Here is a 19,187-nt window from a genome sequence, read left to right as displayed (position 1 = left end):
CCACTCCTTAAATCAATTGTTTTACTTGAAGATGATTCCAGATCTGTTCAACGCACTCGTCTATCGAATGTTCTTTTGTGTTCAACGTGATTTCAGGATTCTCCGGCTCCTCATAAGGGGCGCTGATCCCTGTGAAATTCGGGATTTCCTGATTCCTCGCTTTTTTGTATAACCCCTTTGGATCCCTTTTTTCACACTCATCCAGTGGACAATGAACATACACCTCAAGGAACTCTCCCTCACCGACGAGACTGCGCACCACGGCACGGTCTTCTCTGTAAGGCGAGATGAAAGCCGTGAGGACGATTTGACCGCTATCCACGAATAGCTTCGATACTTCACCGATCCTGCGGATATTTTCTTTTCGGTCCCTTTCATTGAAGCCGAGGTCTGCATTCAATCCGTGGCGGACATTGTCCCCATCGAGTACATACACTTGCTTTCCTTCTTGGAATAGTCGATGGGACAGGGCATTGGCAACCGATGACTTTCCAGAGGCAGATAGCCCCGTGAACCAAAGGATGAAGCTGCCATGGCCATTTTTATTTCGGCGGTCTTCTTTTTTTACGGCACTTTCATGCCAAACGATATCAGACATGATCTCTCCTCCTTACTGTGATTCTTCCTTCTTCAAACCGTCGATGAGCACCTTGATGACTTCCGGTCTCGAGAAGGTGCTTGGAGGGACTTCCCCTGCCCTCAGCATCCCACGCACCTTCGTTCCCGACAGGATGACCCGGTCCTCTTTTCCGTGGGGACATGTTTTCGTCGTTGCCATGCCTTCACATTTCTGACAGTAGAAGCTGTGCTCGAATTTCAATGGAACGATGCCGATCTCACTTTCCGAAAATTGTTCGAAAATCTTCTGTGCATCATAGGTTCCGTAATAGTCCCCGACCCCGGCATGATCACGTCCCACGATGAAATGGGTGCAGCCATAGTTCTTCCTCACCAGCGCGTGGAAGATGGCTTCGCGGGGTCCTGCATACCGCATGGCTGCCGGGAATACCCCCAGGAACACACGGTTCGTAGGATAATAGTTTTTGAGAAGGACCTCATAGCTTTCCATCCTGATCGATGCCGAGATATCATCCGACTTCGTTTCTCCGACGAGGGGATTGAGGAATAAGGCATCCACTGTTTCAAGAGCCGTCTTTTGGATATATTCATGAGCCCGATGAACCGGGTTCCGGGTCTGGAATCCAACGATTGTCTCCCACCCTTTTTCCTTGAAAGCCGCCCTCGTCTCCACAGGATCGAATGAGTGAGCTTCAAATGGTTTACTCAAGCGCTTATGTAGGGTGATTTCCCCTCCCACATAGATGGGGCCACGGTGGAAAAGCTTTTTGACTCCGGGGTGCTCAAGGTCTGTGGTTCCATAAACGAGCAACGCCTCTTTTTCTTTATCGGGAGTAAAGATTTCCTGTACATCGATCGATCCGTATGTTGTCCCGTCGTATACCAGCCTGCTTTTACTCCCGACCGTTAAGCGATTGGCGATTTCCTGTTCCACCGGGAGGGTGATCGGGATGCTCCAGACGGTCCCATCGGCAAGCCTCAGATTCTCGACAACACTCTCATAATCGGCTTCTTGCAGGAAACCATTTATGGGACTGTATCCTCCTATCGCGATCAATTCGAGATCACTCAACGAGATCTCATCGAGGGGGATCTCCGTTTCAATGGTCTCAACTTCCTCCTTCGGTGCATATGATTGTACAAGTATTCCTCCATGTGGTTCTAAACTCATTATGTTTCCTCCTTCAATAGAATCAGATTCCTCCACCATCTTCATGAACGGCCCGTTTTTCTTTTCGGATCGCCTTCATCAAGGATAATGCCCCTATTGTCGCAATCATGACCGAAACGGGAATGATGATGGAATAAATGTCATAATCGACCAAAAGCTTTACTAGGAAATAAGAAATGCTCAATGACACAAGCGGTGAAACAATCCAAATTTTCACGATCTTCTTCACGATATCGCTCTGGATGACCTCCCTTCCATTCCTCGCGGTTCCGAGTCCTATAATGGAAGAAGACGTCACCTGGACCAGTGGAACGGGAAGCCCGAAGATCGAACTGGTGATCACCAAGCCTGCACCGACGCTTGAGATGAGGATTCCTTCAGGCTTTGAAAACCTCGTAATCTTCTTGCCGTTCGTTTCTACTACTTTGGCACCCAATAGAAGCGCGCCTACTGCCACAAACGCTCCACCGAGCCAAACGGCCGGTGCCGCCTTCAACATGCCGGCCCCCACCAGTGGCCCCACGGCATTGGCCACATTGTTCATGCCTGCCGAGAAGGCCTCCAGGAAGCCCGCGAGTATCAAAACGTACCCGATCCATGTATGATTGAATGCCCATCCCCGCTTTTCGAGTCCATATAACCCTTTTGCAAGCAACCATGTAAGAATGAACGCCGTGAACGGGACAATCACCCAGAACACCATGATGGTGAACAGGGATTTTATGAATAGAACCTGATACGCTACACCTACTCCGACTACGGCACCGACTGTCACCTCACTTGTCGAAAGGGGAATGCCCATCAGGTTGGCAATGAAAAGGGAACAGGTAGCCGATAAAAGAATGATGATCACTAACTTCGATGTCAGGATGCTCGATGGAATGATTCCCGACCCGATGGTCTTGACAACCTCACCACCTCCGAGGACTGCACCGGCAAGGACCCCGATGGAACAGATGATAAGGGCAACTTTCATTCTCTTGATGGCACCCGATCCGTAAGCGACCCCCATTGTGGCAGCCGCGCCGCTTGCCCCGATATTCATGGCAAAGAATAAGCTGATGATGATGGCGATGATTTCCAGCATGTCTGCCCTCCTAGTGTAGCCCGCATTCCGTCTTGCCTTTGCCTGTCCATCTGCCCGATCTCAAATCATTCATATCGTAAGCAGGGGCCGTACAATGGAAGCATCCGATGCTCGGGTAGCCTTTATCATGCAGCTCATTATATGGAAGGGAGTGTTTATGGACATATCTCCATACATCCTTCCATGTCCAGTGGATCAGTGGACAGATCTTGACGGACTTGAACTTGTCATCTTTATTGATGAACTGTGTATCTTTCCGCGTCGGTGACTGCTCGCGCCTGAGCCCTGAAATCCAGGCATCCCCTCCTGAAAGCACCTCCTTCAGCGGATCGAGCTTCCTGATCTGACAGCACTGATTCGGCTGTGTTTCCCATAATCGATCCCCGAATTGAGCAGCTTGTTCCTCAAGGGTGAGCGCGGGTTTTTTCATCTCGATTTGAAGGGAAGGGTACTTTTCTTGTACCTTTCTGATTGTTTCGTACGTCTCCTTGAAGTGTACATCTGTATCCAGGAAGACGATGTTTGCACGGGGATTCACCTTGTAGATGAGGTCGATCAGGACCATCCCCTCGATCCCGAAGCTGCATGCGTACACAATCCTGTCACCATAATGCCCATATGCCCACTCCAATACGTTCAAAGCCCCTTTATAGGTGGGATCAACCTCGAAGTCCTGATCATGTTCTTTCCAATTCTCGTGTGTCAACACGTTGATCACCGCTTTCCTCATGCCCAAAAGAAAAAGGCATTCATGCACAGGAAAATAAATCTCCTGCAGATGAATGCCTCTAGTTTTTCTAGTCAGCATGATTATTTGATTCGTACTTTCTCATTCCGCTCTAATTGAATGACTTTACCGTTTTGCACCACGATCGTGATGGAACCGAAGTCCATGTTTTCAAGCATGGAATTGATCGTATCCATCCATCCCGCCACATCTTCCTGCTTATCCTTCTTGTTCATCGACTTCCCCCCGGTTTCAACATCTGGGTCCATGGAAAAACAGCCCCCCATTTCGGAAAGCTGTTCAGGTATCGAACCTTATCTTCCAAAATGAGTCCCATTTTGCTGGAGTTAGCACCTTACAATACGTAGGTTGCCGGGTTTCATCGGGCCAGTTCCCTCCACCGCTCTGGATAAGTGATATTCATTTGAATAATTAAAATGATAACAGATAATTGAGATAAGTCAATCCGACTTTTTTGATAGGAATAATGAAATTGAACTATTTTTCACAAATTCGTTTCTTCCATGCCCTTAACTCAAGGTATTCACAGAATTTCATTTCAACCACCTTTTTTTATTGATGGGCTTATCCGAATTTATTCATCTTGGCGTATAAGCGTACACCCGTGAACCTCAAAAAAAATCGTGATCTAAAAATCACGATTTTTTTTGAGGAGATTTTTCAGGAAGCCGGACCACCTGATACGTAAAGGATCTGTCCGTTCACATATGATGAGCGCTCATCTGCAAAGAAGGCGACTGCATTGGCGACATCTTCCGGCTGTCCGCTTCGCCTGGCCGGTATTTGTCTGATGCTCATGCTGACGAATTCTTCAAACGGAACCCCGATCCGCTCGGCGGTCTGGCGCGTCATATCGGTTTCAATGAATCCCGGAGCCACGGCATTCACAGTGATTCCGTATGGACCCAGTTCAACGGCAAGCGTCTTCGTCAATCCCTGAAGACCAGCTTTGGCAGTCGAGTAATTCGCCTGCCCCCGGTTTCCCAATGCAGACGTGGAGGATAGGTTGATGATCCTCCCATGCTTCTGATGAACCATGAAGGTCTGGACCTCCCTCGACATCAGGAACGCCCCTTTCAGGTGAACGTCCATGACTGTATCCCAGTCGCTGTCGGACATTTTAAAAAGAAGATTGTCCCGGATGACGCCTGCATTGTTCACAAGGATGTCGATCCGTCCGAAGCGCTCAACTGTCTCAGCCACTGCTTTCTTCACATCCTCGTGTCTGGATATATCCGTGATCCTTGTAAAAGGTTCATACCCTTGTGCCCCTTCAAGCATCAATCGTAGTGCTTCTTCATCCGTATCCAGCACGGCGATCTGATGGCCCTCATGAGCAAGCCTTTCCACAACAGCCTTCCCGATCCCTTTAGCTCCACCGGTGACGACTGCCACCCTTTTTGTATTCGACACGTTACTCACTCCTCACATGAATGGTTGTTCATTCAGTAGGTTGCATCGTACAACAACCTCTCCTACTAACAATTCGGCAAACCACGGAAAGTTCCTGCCCCTAACCGGTTGTAGGTACACATGCCAAGGAGGTGTAAGAGACACGAAGGTCCCTTTCAATCGATAGGTGAACACAACAAGAACCCGGATCGCCGCTGGGCTTTCCGGGCTCTGTTATCACACCAATAATTGAAACAGCGTCTTATCCTGATTGACACATTGATAGGCAAATCCCTTTTGGTTCATCCTGTCCAGGAGCCCGGGATAATCCTCACGATGCTTGAGTTCAATCCCGACAAGGGCGGGTCCGCTCTCTTTATTATTCTTCTTCGTGTACTCAAAGCGGTTGATATCATCATGTGGTCCAAGAACTTCATCCAAGAACTCCCTGAGTGCTCCGGCCCTTTGGGGAAAATGGACGATGAAATAATGCTGCAGTCCTTCAAAGATCATCGAACGCTCCTTGATTTCCTGCATCCGTCCGATGTCATTATTGCCGCCGCTCACGACACATACCACGTTTTTCCCCTTGATCTGATCGGCATACTGATCAAGGGCTGCGAGGGAGAGCGAACCTGTAGGCTCCGCAACGATCGCATTGCGATTATAAAGTTCCAGGAGGGTGGAACACACCTTCCCCTCAGGGACCACCAGCAGATCATCGAGGACCTCCCGGCAGATCGTGTAGGTGATCTCCCCTACGTTTTTAACGGCTGCACCATCCACGAATGGATCGATCTCCGAAAGGGTGACATGCTTTCCTTGGGTCAGGCACTCATTCATTCCGGCAGCGCCGGATGGTTCAGCTCCGATCACCTTCGTATCAGGCGAAACGCTCTTCAGGAATGTCCCCATCCCCGCTGCCAACCCACCTCCACCGACGGGAACGAAGAGGTAGTCGATCTGTTCCTCACAGTCATTGAGGATTTCCACTGCCACTGTTCCTTGTCCGGCAATCACATCTTCATTATCGTATGGATGGATGAACGTCCGGTTTTCTTCTTCGCTGCATAGAATGGCTTTTTCATAAGCATCATCGAATGTATCACCTGTCAAGACGACTTCCACATACTCCCCTCCGAAGAACGTTACCTGATCCACTTTTTGCTTCGGGGTCGTAGTCGGCATGAAGATCTTCCCGTGGCTTTGCAGCAGGTGACAGGAATGGGCGACACCCTGGGCATGGTTTCCTGCGCTCGCGCAGGCGATCCCGTTTTGAAGTTCCTTTTGGGTTAGTTTTTTTATCCGGTTATAGGCACCCCTGATTTTAAACGAACGTACGACTTGAAGATCCTCCCTCTTCAAATATACGTTGCAACCGTATTTATTCGATAACAGGGGATTGAATTGCAAAGGTGTGTGAAGCACTACGTCTTTGATGCGCTGATTGGCAATCATGATATCCTCCACCAATACGGTTCGGCTCTTTTCCTGTGTATGATCCATGCTTCTCTTCCTTTCTATTGCTTTTTATCACAAAAAAAACCCGTCCCCTGAATAGGGACGAGTCTGATCGCGTTACCACCCTAGTTCCGGTCCTCACGGGTCCGGCACTCTATGAAACGTCTTCTTAACGGTGAAGACCGACAAAGCTTACTGCATCGTTTCAGCCTTGTTTCTCGGAGAGGATCTTCAGATCATGGCATCCGCCGGTTCCCAGCAACCCGGCTCTCTTTGGGACACGCTATCACCCTACTGTTCTCGTCATTGAATATGATTCTTCAATTTTATAGATAAGATTAACAGGTAATAAAATACGCGTCAATAAGTTTATAGTCAATTTTGAATATTCCATTAATGTAAACGCAATCATTTATAAAGGCCTCATCGACCGATCTAAAAACCTCTGCAAGGATACATCAAAACGGATTATTCTATCGTTCTCGTAAACTTCCTGAAAGCTTGATGATTGGTCGGTCCATGACCACTCCCAAGTTGAAGGGTGTGTTCGATTGCAGAAGAAATGAACGCCTTTGCCAGAGATACGGCCTCATGGACGGTATGACCTTTGGCAAGTTGTGCGGTGACCGCTGCAGAGAACGTACAGCCTGTACCATGTGTATGAGGTGTATTGAACTGTCTGGAAGTAAAAGTATGAAACCGATCCCCGTCATATAAAAGGTCGGTCACTTGTTCCGAAGATGAGTCGATAAGGTGCCCTCCTTTAATGATGACATGATCCGCCCCCATGGAGTGGATGGATTCAGCCGCTCTCCGCAGATCAATCTCTTTAATGATTTTGATTCCTGTCAGTTTTTCTGCTTCAGGGATATTGGGGGTGACCACAAAAGATAAGGGGATCAATTCCTTGATCAAGGTCTCCACGGCTTCTTCTTGAAGCAAAGAAGCCCCCCCTTTTGCCACCATGACCGGATCTACTACTATGCGATTCCACCCCAGCGTCTTGATGGATGAAGCGACTTGGGAAATCATTTCAGCATCCACCAGCATTCCGGTCTTTACTGCGTCAGGAGACAAATCCGTTGCAATTGCCCCCATCTGTTCACCCACAAAAATCGGTGGTACAGGATGGATCCCGTGGACGCCCAATGTGTTTTGTGCCGTAACAGCAGTGATGGCACTCATCCCGAACACACCGAGCTCCTGGAACGTCTTCAAATCCGCTTGGATCCCTGCGCCGCCACCGCTATCTGATCCTGCTATGGTCAATACTTTCTTCATCTTGCACACACTCCTGTTCATCGATGTATTTACGGTAGATGGCCTCTGCTTGGGGAATGTCTGAAGTCCCATGGATCAATGCACGTCCATCTGAAAAAACGACCATCCGGTGCCCTTCGATGGCCACATTCACGAGGAAACGATTCGCACTGAGGATCTGCCCCTCCTTCATCCTTTCAGTGAACGACTCAAGATGAAGATTGAGTGGGCTTGACGGTCTGATATGAACGGCATCCCTCCCGCAAAGGATGCTTGCCTTCACTCCCGTTACCCCTTTCAATGCAGGAAAGCTTGGACTGGGTCCGCATGTCGGGCAATCTTTTTTCCTTAAGCGTTGAATCGAAATCTCACTACGGCTGTTTTCCCAAAGATCAAAGGACACGAGGGTCTTTCTCAAAGCATCGTTTGCGCCCGTAAGGATCTTCAACGCTTCTGTTGTCTGATAAGAGGTCACCATCGTGACGGCTGGAGAGATGATACCTTGCGTTTCACACGAATCCCCATCCATGGGGATCACGTCTTGTATGCAGCGAAGGCAGGGCCCTTCGTCAGGGAGAAACGTATGGGTGATGCCATAGGAGCCAAGGCATGCGCCGAAAATCCACGGAATGGCTCTCATACGTGCGTGATCATTCACCATAAGTCTCACATCGAAGTTATCGGTTGCATCAATCAAGAGATCCGCTTCCATCGAGGAAAGCATACCGGGGGTGACTTCGCCGACCATCCCTTCGATTTCCACCTGTGAATTCACTTGCTTCAACCGGCGTTGGGCTGCCGCTGCCTTTGGAAGTGAATTCTCTGCATCATGCTCCGTATAAAGCTGTTGCCGCTGCAGATTGCTCCATTCCACGTAATCACGGTCGATGATGGTGAGCTTCCCTACTCCCGACCTTGCCAACATGTCGGCGACAGAAGATCCCAGCGCACCGGCACCGATGATGATGACGTGCTTCCCCCCCAGTTCATCCTGCCCCCGTTCCCCGATGGGAGAAAATAAAATCTGTCTGGAATACCTTTCTCTCTTCACTTCATCAGTCCCTCCGAGGGGCTGCTTGCGGTAGCGTAGGTCTTTTCTGGTATGCGGCCCGCTTCATATCCCAGTCGGCCAGATAACACCGCGAGCTTCATTGCCTCTGCCATTTTCACAGGGTCACCTGCTTGAGCAACGGCCGTATTCAGCAAAACGGCGTCGGCGCCAAGCTCCATCGCCTTGGCCGCATCTGCCGGCGAACCGATTCCGGCATCGACAATGACGGGTACACGAGCCTGTTCGATGATAAAGGAAAGGTTCAGCGGATTGATGATACCCTGACCCGACCCGATCGGAGAAGCACCTGGCATGATGGCATGCACACCAAGCTCCTCTAGCCTTCTGGCAAGGACGACGTCATCCGACGTATAGGCCAGCACCGTGAACCCCTGGCTCAACAGTTCTTCTGATGCCTTCAAGGTTTCCACCGGATCCGGTAGCAGGGTCTTTTCACATCCGATCACTTCCACCTTGACCATGTCACACAAACCGGATGCTTTGGCAAGCTGCGCATGGCGGACGGCTTCCGTGGCATCCTTCGCTCCGGCAGTATTGGGCAGTAAAGTAAAACGCCCGAGATCTGATTCTTCCAAAGCATTTTCTCCAGGGGGATCAAATACGTTCAAGCGCCGGACCGAAAAAGTGAGTATCTCTGCACCGGATGCTTTCACTGCCTTCCGTTGAATCTCTTGATCCGGATATTTCCCCGTGCCGAGGAGCAATCTTGATTCAAATTCATACGTCCCTATCTTCAACATATCATCCGCCTCCTACGAAATGGACGATCTCTACCCGATCGCCAGCGTTCAATTTAATATCCTCATGATCATCCTTCTTCAGTATCTGTTTGTTCCACTCCACAATCACCCTACGATCACCGATCGTAAGATGGATAAGAAGGTCATCGACCGACTTCACATTATGCGGAATCATGGTCTCTATTCCATTGACAAGTATATTCATGACTCAAGCCCCTTTCAAAGTCCTTATCAGTCAGTAAATCTGCCATCAGCACGCCAGTAATCGGGGCCAGAAGGATCCCATTCCGGTAGTGACCTGTCGCCAATGACAGTCCTTCCACATCCGGAACCCTACCGATGTATGGAAGCCGGGAAGATGTTTTCGGCCTGGTGCCTGCCCAGGCTTTTCTCCATGCTGCGTCAGCAAGCTCCGGTGCCATGGTACATGCTCTGGCAAGTAAACTCGAAACACTTTTAGCAGATACATCTTCATTGAATGACCCCTCTTGTTCGGTGGCCCCGATCGTCAAAGTGCCATCGGCTTTCGGTACCATATACAGGTCATCTGTCACAATCGTCCTGTTCAGGCATCCTTCCTTAGGAACCAAGGAAATGCATTCCCCTTTCACCGGGACCGCGTCCAGGACGATTCCTAACCGTCGCAGGATGTGCTGGCTCCATGCCCCTCCCGCTACCACCACCTCATCACCGTAAAGTCGGCCTCTTGAAGTGTTGACCCCGAGGATTGTTCCACCTTCCATGATCAGTGATTCTACTTCGGTGCCTTCATGGAGTACCGCCCCCTTGCTTGCAGCCGATATAGACAGCGCCTCGGACAGTCGCGGTGCGAGAACGTTCCCGTCAAGGGGGATAGAGAGACCACCAATGAACGAATGGGACAAGGAAGGTTCCATTTCCCTTAACTCTCTTTCTTCCAGCCATCTTAGGTGCTCACTCACTCCTTCAGGACTATCAGCTTCCCCTCGGAGGAGGTGCTGTTCCCTGTTGGTCGTAGCCGGTATGATCATTCCATTTTGTTTTAAACCGATATCGACCCCTGAACAGTGCAGAAGCTCTTCAGCAAGGTCAGGAAAGAGATCCCGGCTTTCTTTGGCAAGGGATGTCATGGATGGATTCCCCCTTGTTTCAGTATGGACCCCCAACATTCCCGCTGCTGCACCTGAGGCTTTGCACGCAAGCGCACCTTTTTCCAAAAGGGTGACGCTGCACCCCTTCTTCACAAGCTCGAAGGCGATGGATAAACCGATCACTCCCCCACCGACAATAATGATGCGCTTCATAGTACTTCAGCTCCCTTAATAGATAATCGATATTCCTCGGCCGCTCTCTGCGGATCCCGGCTGAGAAAGACACCAGACAACACGGCGATGCCCGTTGCCCCTGCACGGATCACTTCAGCAGCGTTGTTCGGCGTGATCCCGCCTATTCCAACCACGGGCAATCTATCCTTAACTTTCCTGATCGCACCCACACCGATACCGGCTTTTCCCGGTTTAGAATCAGTACGATATATATTCCCCAGGATGACGGAGTCTGCCCCTGCCATACCTGCCTCTTCTGCTTCGACCGCATCATGTACGGAGACACCGATTTTGATAGACGGGAATTTCTTTTTGATATGAGACGGTCCAACGCTCCTGGATCCCAGCTGAATACGTTCAACACCCGTCAACAAGGCCATGTCGACGCGATCATTGATCACTAGTTTCTCCGCGGGGACCCCGGATGAGCGAAGTGCGAGAATGGTGTCATATAGACAGCGAGACGACCAACTGCACTCTCTCAGATGTATGGCATCCACAAGGTGATGCACAAGCGTGCAGATATGGATGACTTCTCGTGGAGACTGCTTTCCTGATGTGATGATGTGCAACTCCGGTTGAAATCGTGCCATCATGCACGGGCCCCGGATCGGGTGGTGGTCAGTAGTTCCTGGAAGGGCCACCGTTCAAGGCTGAAAGCCATTTCCCAAAACTGCAGTTCATAGATGCTGCTCATCATGAACAGTTCCTTCATGCGAGCACGTTGAGCATCACTTGCGAGCTCTGCCAGTTCATCGAGCCGTTGGATCTGTTCCTCGACCAGCTCCTTGAACCATTCCCCTCCATAGGTGGCGATCCACTCCTGGTAAATGGGTTGTTCCGGCGTGCTCCCTTTCAATTTCTCCCCTACCTCGTAGTAAAGCCAGTAACAAGGCAACAAGGCAGCCAGGATATCAGCCAGATCACCGACCTGGGCTGACCGATACATGTGTGAAGCGTATGCGTATGCCGTCGGGGATGGGACGAACCGCTCCTTTTCTTCTTGTGTGATTCCGAGTTTGTCAGAAAACCCTTCATGGAGAGAGAGCTCTGCTTCGAATGTTGCCTGTGCATGTGCAGCCAACCGGGCAGAAGTTTGAAGATCGGCCGCTTTTGAAGCTCCCAGTGCCTGCATTTTTGAAAAATGTGTCAGGTAATAGGAATCTTGCAAAACATAAAATTTAAAATTTTCAAGCGGCAGGGATCCATCACCGATCCCCCGTACAAAAGGGTGTTGAAAACTCGCTTCCCAGCAATCATCTGCAGCCAGCCGTAATTCTTCTGAAAACTTCATCTCTTTTTCCTCCTCCTGACGATCCACTGAAACGAAAAAAAGCCATTTTCCACATAGTTGGTGGAAAATGGCTTTTTGAGAATACAAAACGGATGGAAATACCCTCAAAACGCCACTTCCCTCCGCTGGTATCAACCAGATCAGGTTCAAAGGGTCTTGAAGTTTCACTTCAATCTCAGCCGCTATTAAGGGCCCCCCTAGTGGATCGTCATATGTAAGTTGAGTTCGATGCTATCGTATCATGAAGAGATGGATTGTCAAGTCCATCCTAGGAAGAAACTGCTTTTATCCTATGGAATCGTACAAAGGTGAGGCGTTATGAAAGTTCTATTAATTTTTGAATTGGCGTGTGGTAAGTAGGAGTCCGTGCTCTTCGCTGCGGCCAATCGCTTTCCACGGGGCGTGCGGTGAGCCTCCTCATTCTTGCGGGGTCTCACCCTGCCCGCTTTTTCCCGTTGGAGTCGATTGGCCTCCGCTTCGGGCACTCTGTAGTGAATAGTAGGACATGTTAAAAATCTAATAGCGTGTGAAAAGTTTCAATCCTTATTTCCTTATAGACTTTAAAAAATCATGGTATCTGTGCTATATCCAGCGGTTGATATTGTTATAAAAAACGGTCGCTTTTTGAAATCTGGATAGTCGGTAAGCAGGTGTTCGTACTCTTTGCTGCAGCCAACCGCTTTCCACGGGGCGGACGGTAAGCCTCCTCATTCTTGCAGGTTCTCACTCTGCCCGCTTTTTCCCGTTGGAGTCGGTTGGCCTCCGCTTCGCACTCTGTAGTGAATAGTCGAAGTTATCGTAGAATGAGGAGAAGGACTTTATATATACGGTTCATTTTGTACTCATTGCTGTCAGCCGGTGAAGTTGTCTACCCGTTCCTTTTGTTCTCCCCATGGTGAAGGGGGGCAGGTGTTGGATCATCATTTTCATTATGTGCAAAAAAACAACTCATTTGAACCAGCCTTTCTCCTTCGATTGGGTAATGGCTTCGATCCTGTTTTTCACGCCGAGTTTTTCAAGGATGGTTGAGACATAATTGCGTACGGTTCCTGCCTTCAAACTGAGTTCATCGGCGATTTCCTGTGTGTTTTTCCCATCTGCGACGAGCCATAGGACCTCTTTCTCACGATCGGTCAATGGATTTTCTTCCCCATAGACATCATCCATGAGTTCTGGTGCAAACATCCTCTTACCGTCCATGACGAGACGTATGGATTGAGCCAGTTCTTCACTGGGACTATCTTTCAGAAGATATCCCTTCACCCCTGCCTTCAGGGCGCGTTGAAAATACCCTGATCGTGCAAAGGTGGTCAGGATGATGACCCGGCAGTCCGTGTCCTTCAGTCTTTCTGCTGCTTCCAGCCCGGTCATCTTGGGCATTTCGATATCCATCATGCATATATCAGGACGTAGTTCCCGAACGAGGGAGAGCGCTTCTTCCCCGTCTCCTGCCATCCCTACGACTTCCATGTCATCTTCGAGGTTCAAGAGGGAACCAAGGGCCCCCAGCATCATCCTCTGATCTTCTGCAATCACGATTGAGATCAATTGTAACCCTCCCTGTTTGTATCTTTTATGACTTTAGGCACGCTCATCGTAAGCGTGGTGCCACCTTCTCCTTCGATTCCAAGCTCTCCGTTCACAAAGTCGAGCCGCTCACGGATCCCGATCAGGCCGCTTCCTTTAGATTTACGATAATCCTTAGGGATGCCTTTACCATTATCCGAAAGTACAAATCGCAGGCTATCATGGCTTTCCACCACTCTGAGAGTACATTGTGTGGCCCCGCTGTGTTTTACGATATTCGTAACGGCTTCTTTCAGGCACATGCTGAGGATGTTCTCAAGGAACAGCGAGATATTGGGAAGGGGCTCCTCGTATTCAGGAATGAACCGGATGTCGGCAGCTGACAAGAGCTGACGGATCCGGATGAATTCATCTTCGAGCCGGATACCCCTCATCTGTGATACGAGTGTCCGGACTTCACTCAACGCCGTCCGTGCCGTCTGCTGGACATCCATGAGCTCGCTCTTCGCCTGCTCGGGATTCTTTTCAACCAGTTTTCTGGCAAGATCGCTTTTCAGCCCGATCAATGATAATTTCTGACCAAGGGTGTCGTGGAGATCCCTTGCGATCCGCTGCCGTTCTTCCTGCTTCACCAATTCCGAGATCCGTTTATTGGCGTCCTCGAGTTGCTCTTCCAACTGCCCTTGTTTGTTTCGATTGAAAATATTGAAAGGAAGCAGAATCACACTGATCCAAATGATCAGGATGAAAGGAAACTGAGAGAGGAAAACCTCATGTTGAAGGACGAATTTATAGTTGATTGATGCCGTTGTAAGAACCAAATGCACCACATATAGCGTCAGAAACGCCGCCCTGTTCCGTATATTCCCATTGTAATAGGCGATATAAAAGGCAAAATAGATGAAATTGAATTGCACGGTCATCGTGATGGAAATGGCGATCAGGATCCCTGTCCACAAATACACCGGCCACCTGCTCGACAGGAAGGCAAACCGCAACGATATGAAAAACATGATCGTCAGGATGATCCCAGTGATGATTTCCATGGTGGAGGAAGATTGAAAAATGAAGTAAAACGGCAAAATCGACGCAATGGCCCACACATAAGGCGACGTGCCTGAACCTTTGAGCTTCCCTGTGGAAATGTTCATCGTGATTCCTCTTTTCCGTCAGGCATTAAGCCCTTAATATTTCCTTTTTTGAATGGCTTTTTGTTTTTGCATCACGTCGTACGATTTAAGTATGATATCGGTTAACACGTCACCCTTATAAACACGTCCGATTTTGGTGTTCTCCTGATAGTATTCGACAATCTCATCCAACTTCTCCGACGTTTCGGGATCAATCCTTACATTAAGCTGCATCTTTCCTTGATTTGACAACATTCATCTCCACCTTCCATCAGAAGTGTAGCAACTGCTAGCATTTTGATATCTTTATCATAGCACATGATATCAGGAAAAATCGACCAAAAAAGATGGCGTTTAAAAGAAATCATAGGAGGAAATCCTCTCCACCTACACACCCGTTTTATCACAAAAAAAGAACACCCTTTCACCGCAGCCAGTGCCGTAAAGGGTGTTTTCACATCAGATCTTTTCGTCGCAATAAGCAACCAATGCCTGCTCTTCTTCTTCCTCAAGGGCAAAATCCAAGTAGGTTTCGGAACCCCGTTCGATGATAGCATACTGCGCGAGTTTGGAGGACGCTTCCTCCCTGACGTAAATGCCTTTTATATACATTCCGGATGGTGTATATAATTCATCATCTTCCGGAACTTCGATTTCAATCATGACTTCATACCGCTGTCCCGGAAGGATCCCGGTCGGGTCTTTCAACTCTTCTGCGTTCATTTGAATAATCTCCATGCAAAACTTCCTTTCATACCTTTTCCTAAACACCCATTATACACGTAATCCTGTCCTTTCACACCATTCTCTTCTCACCCCCATGTTTTCTCGGTTATAATAGTGCTTTAAGGAGTGATCTCATGGAACGAAATGAAATGGAAAAGAAAATCATTGAAAACTATCAAAAAGATGAAAATATGATGATGATGGTTTTTGCCCAATGGTGCGTGAATCAGGATCTTGATCCCGTTGCCGTTTACCTCAAAGCGTATCCGGAGCAGAGAGATAATCCTGTCCTGAAACAAATGATGGAGCTGACGGTCCCGAAAGAAGAATCCTCAGATATTCCCTACAGTACCCTTCTGGGCGTCCTCCAGTTGTTCGGAAACGAAGATTTGGCAATCGCCATTCAGGACATGCAAAAGAGCTGAATAAAAATCACCAGTGTACTAAATCCGGTATACACATCCATCGTTAACAATCATAATCTAGAAGCCTAGATCCTCTTCAGCTTCTTTTTTTACATAAAATCAAAATAATAGCGGATGATGTGAAAGAAAATCGGTGCTGTATAAGCCAGGCTGTCCACCCGGTTCAAGTAGCTTTCCAGCAGAGAAGTGAACTTCGGCCGGTCCCCGATGAGAAGATCGCGTTTCAATACCGATACCGTAAGACTTCCGATAAAGGCACCCGTCGCAATGATGACGCCTGACAAGAGACCGAATGTCTCATTCAGTGGCGTCAGATATGGATAGAGGGCATAGGATAAGCCCATTGTGACTCCTAAAGCAACGATATACCCCTCCCATGTGATGGCAGGATTCGCCGTCGGGACCACCTTTAAGCGGCCGGCATAGATGGAAACCAGATGTTGAACGATGTCACTCACCTGTGTAAGGATGACAAGGTACAGGACGAGGTTAGCACCATATTCAGGACTCGCAACTTGGAAATAGGCAAGATGGCTAAGACCGAACACCATAAGCATCAGGCCCCATTGAGTGGAGCTGACTGACCTTAAGAACCCTACGGTCCCTTTCCCCAGGATTCTCGGTAGCGGCAGAAGTAAAAAAACGTACACAGGAATAAAGACGATGAACATCCCATACCAACCAAGGTATATCCAATAAAATTGGAGCGGTATCGATATGTATGCCCAAAGGAAAATACGACGGTCGGCCTTCCGTGTCTTCATCATGGAAAAATACTCTTTCAGAGAGAAGAAGCAAAGGATCATTAATGAGAGCATGGATACAAGGGGGTTGAAGAGGGTGGCAACCGTAAAAACGATGAACATCCCCCACCATGTTTTGATCCGCAGGGAAACACGGGAAAAATCCTTGTCCCCCTGGAACTTCCTCACTAAAAGGAATGCCAGATGACCGGCTGAAAGCGTCAGGAAAATGATGAATAACGTCCAATAAGCGCTAGTGGTCAAAGATGTCCCCCCCTATTGTTGAAATCCTTTAAAAGGATGGGTCATTGGTCATATTAACCCCTCAGGTTATTGTATAATGAAGAAGGTGGAACATCTACATTTTTTTAGGAGGTTGGCAGATGGAAGACCACTTTATTTATATTTTACTGACGGATACGGGCACCCTTTTCACTAAATCGATCAAGAGCTATACGAAAGCCCCCTACAATCACGCGTCCATTTCATTTGATCGGGAACTCACGGACATGTACAGCTTCGGGAGGAAGCATCCATCCAATCCACTGTCTGGTGGATTTGTAAAGGAAGATGTCCGCAGTGGTACATACAGCAAATATCCGAAGACGACCTGTGTGATTTACAGGCTGAAGGTGTCTCAGAGGGATACGCAAAAAATGCTCCGGGTTCTAAATGTATTCAAACGCAGCCGCAATAAGTATCTCTATAATCTATTCGGGATCGTCGGCGTGACCATGAATGAGCCGGTGGAATTCAGCAACTCCTACTTTTGCTCCCAATTCGTCGCGGAAGTATTGAGCCGATCTGGCGTCAAGCTCTGGGATAAGCTTCCCGCCCTGGTTACCCCTGAGGATTTCAGGAGATCCCCATCGCTTGAGCTGGTTTACGAAGGAACTCTGTCAGATTATGAACCGGTCAGAAAGCAAAGGAACCTCCCGGATTGAACATATCCGGGAGGTTCCTTTTGTTCATCATTCGATTGTAAAGCGAAGGAAAAAGATAAATTGATACACCATTTCATACATTTCCAAGAGGGTTGCTTCTTCACTGAACCCTCTCATATCGTTCAATGTCAGATTGAGGTCCCACAGGCCATCTTCCCCATTGAATAGCAGCTCATAGGAGTCCTCTCCATTGGCCAGGGTTTCACCCAGGATCTCCTTGATCTCTGGACCGAATTTTTTTTGGAGTTTCAGTCCCAAGAGGGCACCGTATGTATGAAAAACGTCGTTCATCTCAAGGGAGATGCCATCGACACCAACACGTTCAAAGCACTCCGCTTCCAAATAGACAAAGTGTTCTGGGTTTTCCTTCAGATACCGTACAGGTTCATCCAAGATGGCATGTCCATCCGCAATCAATTCTTCCGTTTCCTTATCACACCGCTCCACCACCGCTTGTGAAAGGGCGGTTTTAAAATCGATGATGGTGAGTCCTTCAGGAGACTTCAGGTCATTTTGCAGTAAATATTCCATTTCTTCGGGCAAGGCTTCAATAGTCCCCTCGACCCTATCTACCCACTCAATCATTTTCTTTTTCATATGTAGCTCCTCCTTTACTCGGACAGTCCTATGAATTCAGCGTATACGGGGCAATGATCGCTGCCGAGCACCGCTGGTTCCATGCCTGCTGAAGCAAGTGCAGGCGCAAGGGATTGCGAAGCAATGACATAGTCAATGCGCCATCCGATATTCCGCTCCCTCACCTTGTTCATATACGACCACCAGGTGTATGCATCATCACGATCCGGATGCAGATATCTGAAAGTATCAATGAATCCGGCTTCCAAGAGCCTCGTCATTTTTTCCCTTTCCTCATCCGTAAAACCTGAATTCCCACGGTTTGAACGGTCATTCTTCAAATCGATGGGTTCATGGGCGACGTTCAAATCCCCACATAGGACGACAGGTTTTTGCTCGTCCAATTTGCTTATATAATCCCTTACTTTATCTTCCCATCGAAGGCGGTCGACTATTCGCGATAGATCCCGCTTTGAGTTCGGGGTGTACATGGTCACAAGATAGAAGGATTCAAATTCACATGTAATCAATCGTCCTTCTTCTTCAACCTCCCCCTCGTCAAATCCGTAACTCACATGTAGTGGTTCGGTTTTCGTAAAGACGGCTGTTCCCGAGTAACCTTTTCTTTGAGCGTAATTCCAATATTGATGATAACCAGGCAGATCCAACTCGATCTGACCCGCCTGCAGCTTAGATTCTTGAATGCAGAAGATATCCGCATCACTATGTTTGAAGAAATCAAGAAATCCCTTTTTGACGCAGGCCCTGATTCCATTCACATTCCATGAAATTAATTTGACCATTTCTCATTTGCACCTCTATTTTCGTGTTTCCGACCATTGATCTCTGGTAGGAATCCCTTCTATTATTCTACCATATTTCATTCAGACGAACGAAATTATACTGACATAATATATAGGATTACCATTATTATATTTGAATAACATTAACTCGTATTGATTATTTTCCAGCAAAAATAAGGCGCGGGGTCCTGCCCGCGCCTTCATC

At 48.4% G+C, this 19,187-nt stretch carries 23 protein-coding genes, 2 riboswitches and 1 other annotated feature; of the genes, 2 read left to right on the top strand and 21 right to left on the bottom strand.

The features are described 5' to 3' along the window. Nucleotides 1-7: 7 nt before the first annotated feature. The 18 genes from cysC to AF331_RS04555 form a co-directional block, all read right to left on the bottom strand. Complete coding sequence (gene cysC / locus AF331_RS04640; RefSeq protein WP_048003716.1) at nucleotides 8-601, bottom strand: adenylyl-sulfate kinase; 594 nt, start codon at nucleotides 599-601, stop codon at nucleotides 8-10. 9 nt (nucleotides 602-610) lie between these two features. Beyond that, nucleotides 611-1,750 (bottom strand): sulfate adenylyltransferase, encoded by a 1,140-nt coding sequence (gene sat, locus AF331_RS04635; protein WP_053426974.1) that lies wholly within the window; start codon nucleotides 1,748-1,750, stop codon nucleotides 611-613. 22 nt (nucleotides 1,751-1,772) lie between these two features. Next, nucleotides 1,773-2,834, bottom strand: coding sequence for an inorganic phosphate transporter (locus AF331_RS04630; RefSeq protein ID WP_152915570.1), 1,062 nt, complete (start codon nucleotides 2,832-2,834; stop codon nucleotides 1,773-1,775). A 13-nt stretch (nucleotides 2,835-2,847) separates the two neighbouring features. Further along, complete coding sequence (locus tag AF331_RS04625) at nucleotides 2,848-3,546, bottom strand: phosphoadenylyl-sulfate reductase (protein WP_053427787.1); 699 nt, start codon at nucleotides 3,544-3,546, stop codon at nucleotides 2,848-2,850. Nucleotides 3,547-3,647: 101 nt separating this feature from the next. Beyond that, on the bottom strand, nucleotides 3,648-3,761 hold the full coding sequence (locus AF331_RS04620) for a DUF2292 domain-containing protein (protein WP_370296022.1): 114 nt from the start codon (nucleotides 3,759-3,761) through the stop codon (nucleotides 3,648-3,650). Nucleotides 3,762-3,875: 114 nt separating this feature from the next. Beyond that, nucleotides 3,876-3,980, bottom strand: a riboswitch (SAM riboswitch). Between the two features lie 265 nt (nucleotides 3,981-4,245). Further along, nucleotides 4,246-4,998: a 3-oxoacyl-ACP reductase FabG gene (gene fabG / locus AF331_RS04615; protein WP_053426971.1), complete on the bottom strand. Its 753-nt coding sequence runs from the start codon at nucleotides 4,996-4,998 to the stop codon at nucleotides 4,246-4,248. A gap of 216 nt (nucleotides 4,999-5,214) precedes the next feature. Next, complete coding sequence (gene ilvA, locus AF331_RS04610; protein ID WP_053426970.1) at nucleotides 5,215-6,483, bottom strand: threonine ammonia-lyase IlvA; 1,269 nt, start codon at nucleotides 6,481-6,483, stop codon at nucleotides 5,215-5,217. 50 nt (nucleotides 6,484-6,533) lie between these two features. Next, nucleotides 6,534-6,754, bottom strand: a binding site (T-box leader). 152 nt (nucleotides 6,755-6,906) lie between these two features. Beyond that, nucleotides 6,907-7,719, bottom strand: a complete 813-nt coding sequence (gene thiD / locus AF331_RS04605) for a bifunctional hydroxymethylpyrimidine kinase/phosphomethylpyrimidine kinase (protein ID WP_053426969.1) — start codon at nucleotides 7,717-7,719, stop codon at nucleotides 6,907-6,909. Beyond that, nucleotides 7,685-8,749, bottom strand: a complete 1,065-nt coding sequence (locus tag AF331_RS04600) for a ThiF family adenylyltransferase (RefSeq protein ID WP_053426968.1) — start codon at nucleotides 8,747-8,749, stop codon at nucleotides 7,685-7,687. The genes thiD and AF331_RS04600 overlap by 35 nt, the downstream gene beginning before the upstream one ends. After that, nucleotides 8,746-9,510 (bottom strand): thiazole synthase, encoded by a 765-nt coding sequence (locus AF331_RS04595; RefSeq protein WP_053426967.1) that lies wholly within the window; start codon nucleotides 9,508-9,510, stop codon nucleotides 8,746-8,748. The genes AF331_RS04600 and AF331_RS04595 overlap by 4 nt, the downstream gene beginning before the upstream one ends. Before the next feature lies 1 nt (nucleotide 9,511). Beyond that, a complete protein-coding gene (gene thiS, locus AF331_RS04590; RefSeq protein ID WP_053426966.1) occupies nucleotides 9,512-9,715 on the bottom strand; it encodes a sulfur carrier protein ThiS in 204 nt (67 codons plus the stop codon). Further along, a complete protein-coding gene (thiO, locus tag AF331_RS04585) occupies nucleotides 9,672-10,793 on the bottom strand; it encodes a glycine oxidase ThiO (RefSeq protein WP_053426965.1) in 1,122 nt (373 codons plus the stop codon). Before thiO ends, thiS begins: the two co-directional genes overlap by 44 nt. Then, on the bottom strand, nucleotides 10,790-11,407 hold the full coding sequence (locus tag AF331_RS04580; protein WP_160316485.1) for a thiamine phosphate synthase: 618 nt from the start codon (nucleotides 11,405-11,407) through the stop codon (nucleotides 10,790-10,792). Before AF331_RS04580 ends, thiO begins: the two co-directional genes overlap by 4 nt. Then, the gene (gene tenA / locus AF331_RS04575; RefSeq protein WP_053427786.1) at nucleotides 11,407-12,108 is read right to left on the bottom strand and encodes a thiaminase II; all 702 of its coding nucleotides are present in this window, start codon (nucleotides 12,106-12,108) and stop codon (nucleotides 11,407-11,409) included. Before tenA ends, AF331_RS04580 begins: the two co-directional genes overlap by 1 nt. A 100-nt stretch (nucleotides 12,109-12,208) precedes the next feature. Beyond that, nucleotides 12,209-12,317, bottom strand: a riboswitch (TPP riboswitch). 739 nt (nucleotides 12,318-13,056) lie between these two features. Then, a complete protein-coding gene (locus AF331_RS04570; protein WP_053426963.1) occupies nucleotides 13,057-13,656 on the bottom strand; it encodes a response regulator transcription factor in 600 nt (199 codons plus the stop codon). Further along, nucleotides 13,653-14,786: a sensor histidine kinase gene (locus tag AF331_RS04565; RefSeq protein ID WP_053426962.1), complete on the bottom strand. Its 1,134-nt coding sequence runs from the start codon at nucleotides 14,784-14,786 to the stop codon at nucleotides 13,653-13,655. The genes AF331_RS04570 and AF331_RS04565 overlap by 4 nt, the downstream gene beginning before the upstream one ends. 33 nt (nucleotides 14,787-14,819) lie before the next feature. Further along, complete coding sequence (locus AF331_RS04560; RefSeq protein ID WP_397548125.1) at nucleotides 14,820-15,020, bottom strand: hypothetical protein; 201 nt, start codon at nucleotides 15,018-15,020, stop codon at nucleotides 14,820-14,822. A gap of 204 nt (nucleotides 15,021-15,224) precedes the next feature. Continuing rightward, nucleotides 15,225-15,503 carry a DUF6509 family protein gene (locus tag AF331_RS04555; RefSeq protein WP_053426961.1) on the bottom strand — a complete coding sequence of 93 codons (279 nt, stop codon included), beginning with the start codon at nucleotides 15,501-15,503 and terminating at the stop codon, nucleotides 15,225-15,227. A gap of 122 nt (nucleotides 15,504-15,625) precedes the next feature. Here AF331_RS04555 and AF331_RS04550 point away from each other — a divergent pair, with 122 nt between their 5' ends. Further along, entirely contained in the window at nucleotides 15,626-15,916 is a 291-nt protein-coding gene (locus AF331_RS04550; protein WP_053426960.1) for a hypothetical protein, read from the top strand. Between the two features lie 89 nt (nucleotides 15,917-16,005). Here AF331_RS04550 and AF331_RS04545 read toward each other — a convergent pair whose 3' ends face one another. Beyond that, nucleotides 16,006-16,923 (bottom strand): phosphatidate cytidylyltransferase, encoded by a 918-nt coding sequence (locus tag AF331_RS04545; RefSeq protein WP_053426959.1) that lies wholly within the window; start codon nucleotides 16,921-16,923, stop codon nucleotides 16,006-16,008. Between the two features lie 119 nt (nucleotides 16,924-17,042). On the opposite strand from AF331_RS04545, the gene AF331_RS04540 reads away from it, so the two are divergent. Then, nucleotides 17,043-17,603, top strand: coding sequence for a C40 family peptidase (locus AF331_RS04540; RefSeq protein ID WP_053426958.1), 561 nt, complete (start codon nucleotides 17,043-17,045; stop codon nucleotides 17,601-17,603). Nucleotides 17,604-17,630: 27 nt separating this feature from the next. Here AF331_RS04540 and AF331_RS04535 read toward each other — a convergent pair whose 3' ends face one another. Further along, nucleotides 17,631-18,200, bottom strand: a complete 570-nt coding sequence (locus AF331_RS04535; protein ID WP_235576311.1) for a branched-chain amino acid aminotransferase — start codon at nucleotides 18,198-18,200, stop codon at nucleotides 17,631-17,633. Between the two features lie 14 nt (nucleotides 18,201-18,214). Further along, nucleotides 18,215-18,982, bottom strand: a complete 768-nt coding sequence (locus AF331_RS04530) for an exodeoxyribonuclease III (protein WP_053426957.1) — start codon at nucleotides 18,980-18,982, stop codon at nucleotides 18,215-18,217. Nucleotides 18,983-19,187: the final 205 nt, after the last annotated feature.

It is taken from the genome of Rossellomorea marisflavi (genome assembly GCF_001274775.1).
Lineage (GTDB): Bacteria > Bacillota > Bacilli > Bacillales > Bacillaceae_B > Rossellomorea > Rossellomorea marisflavi.
This window is presented reverse-complemented; position numbering and strand designations above follow the sequence as displayed.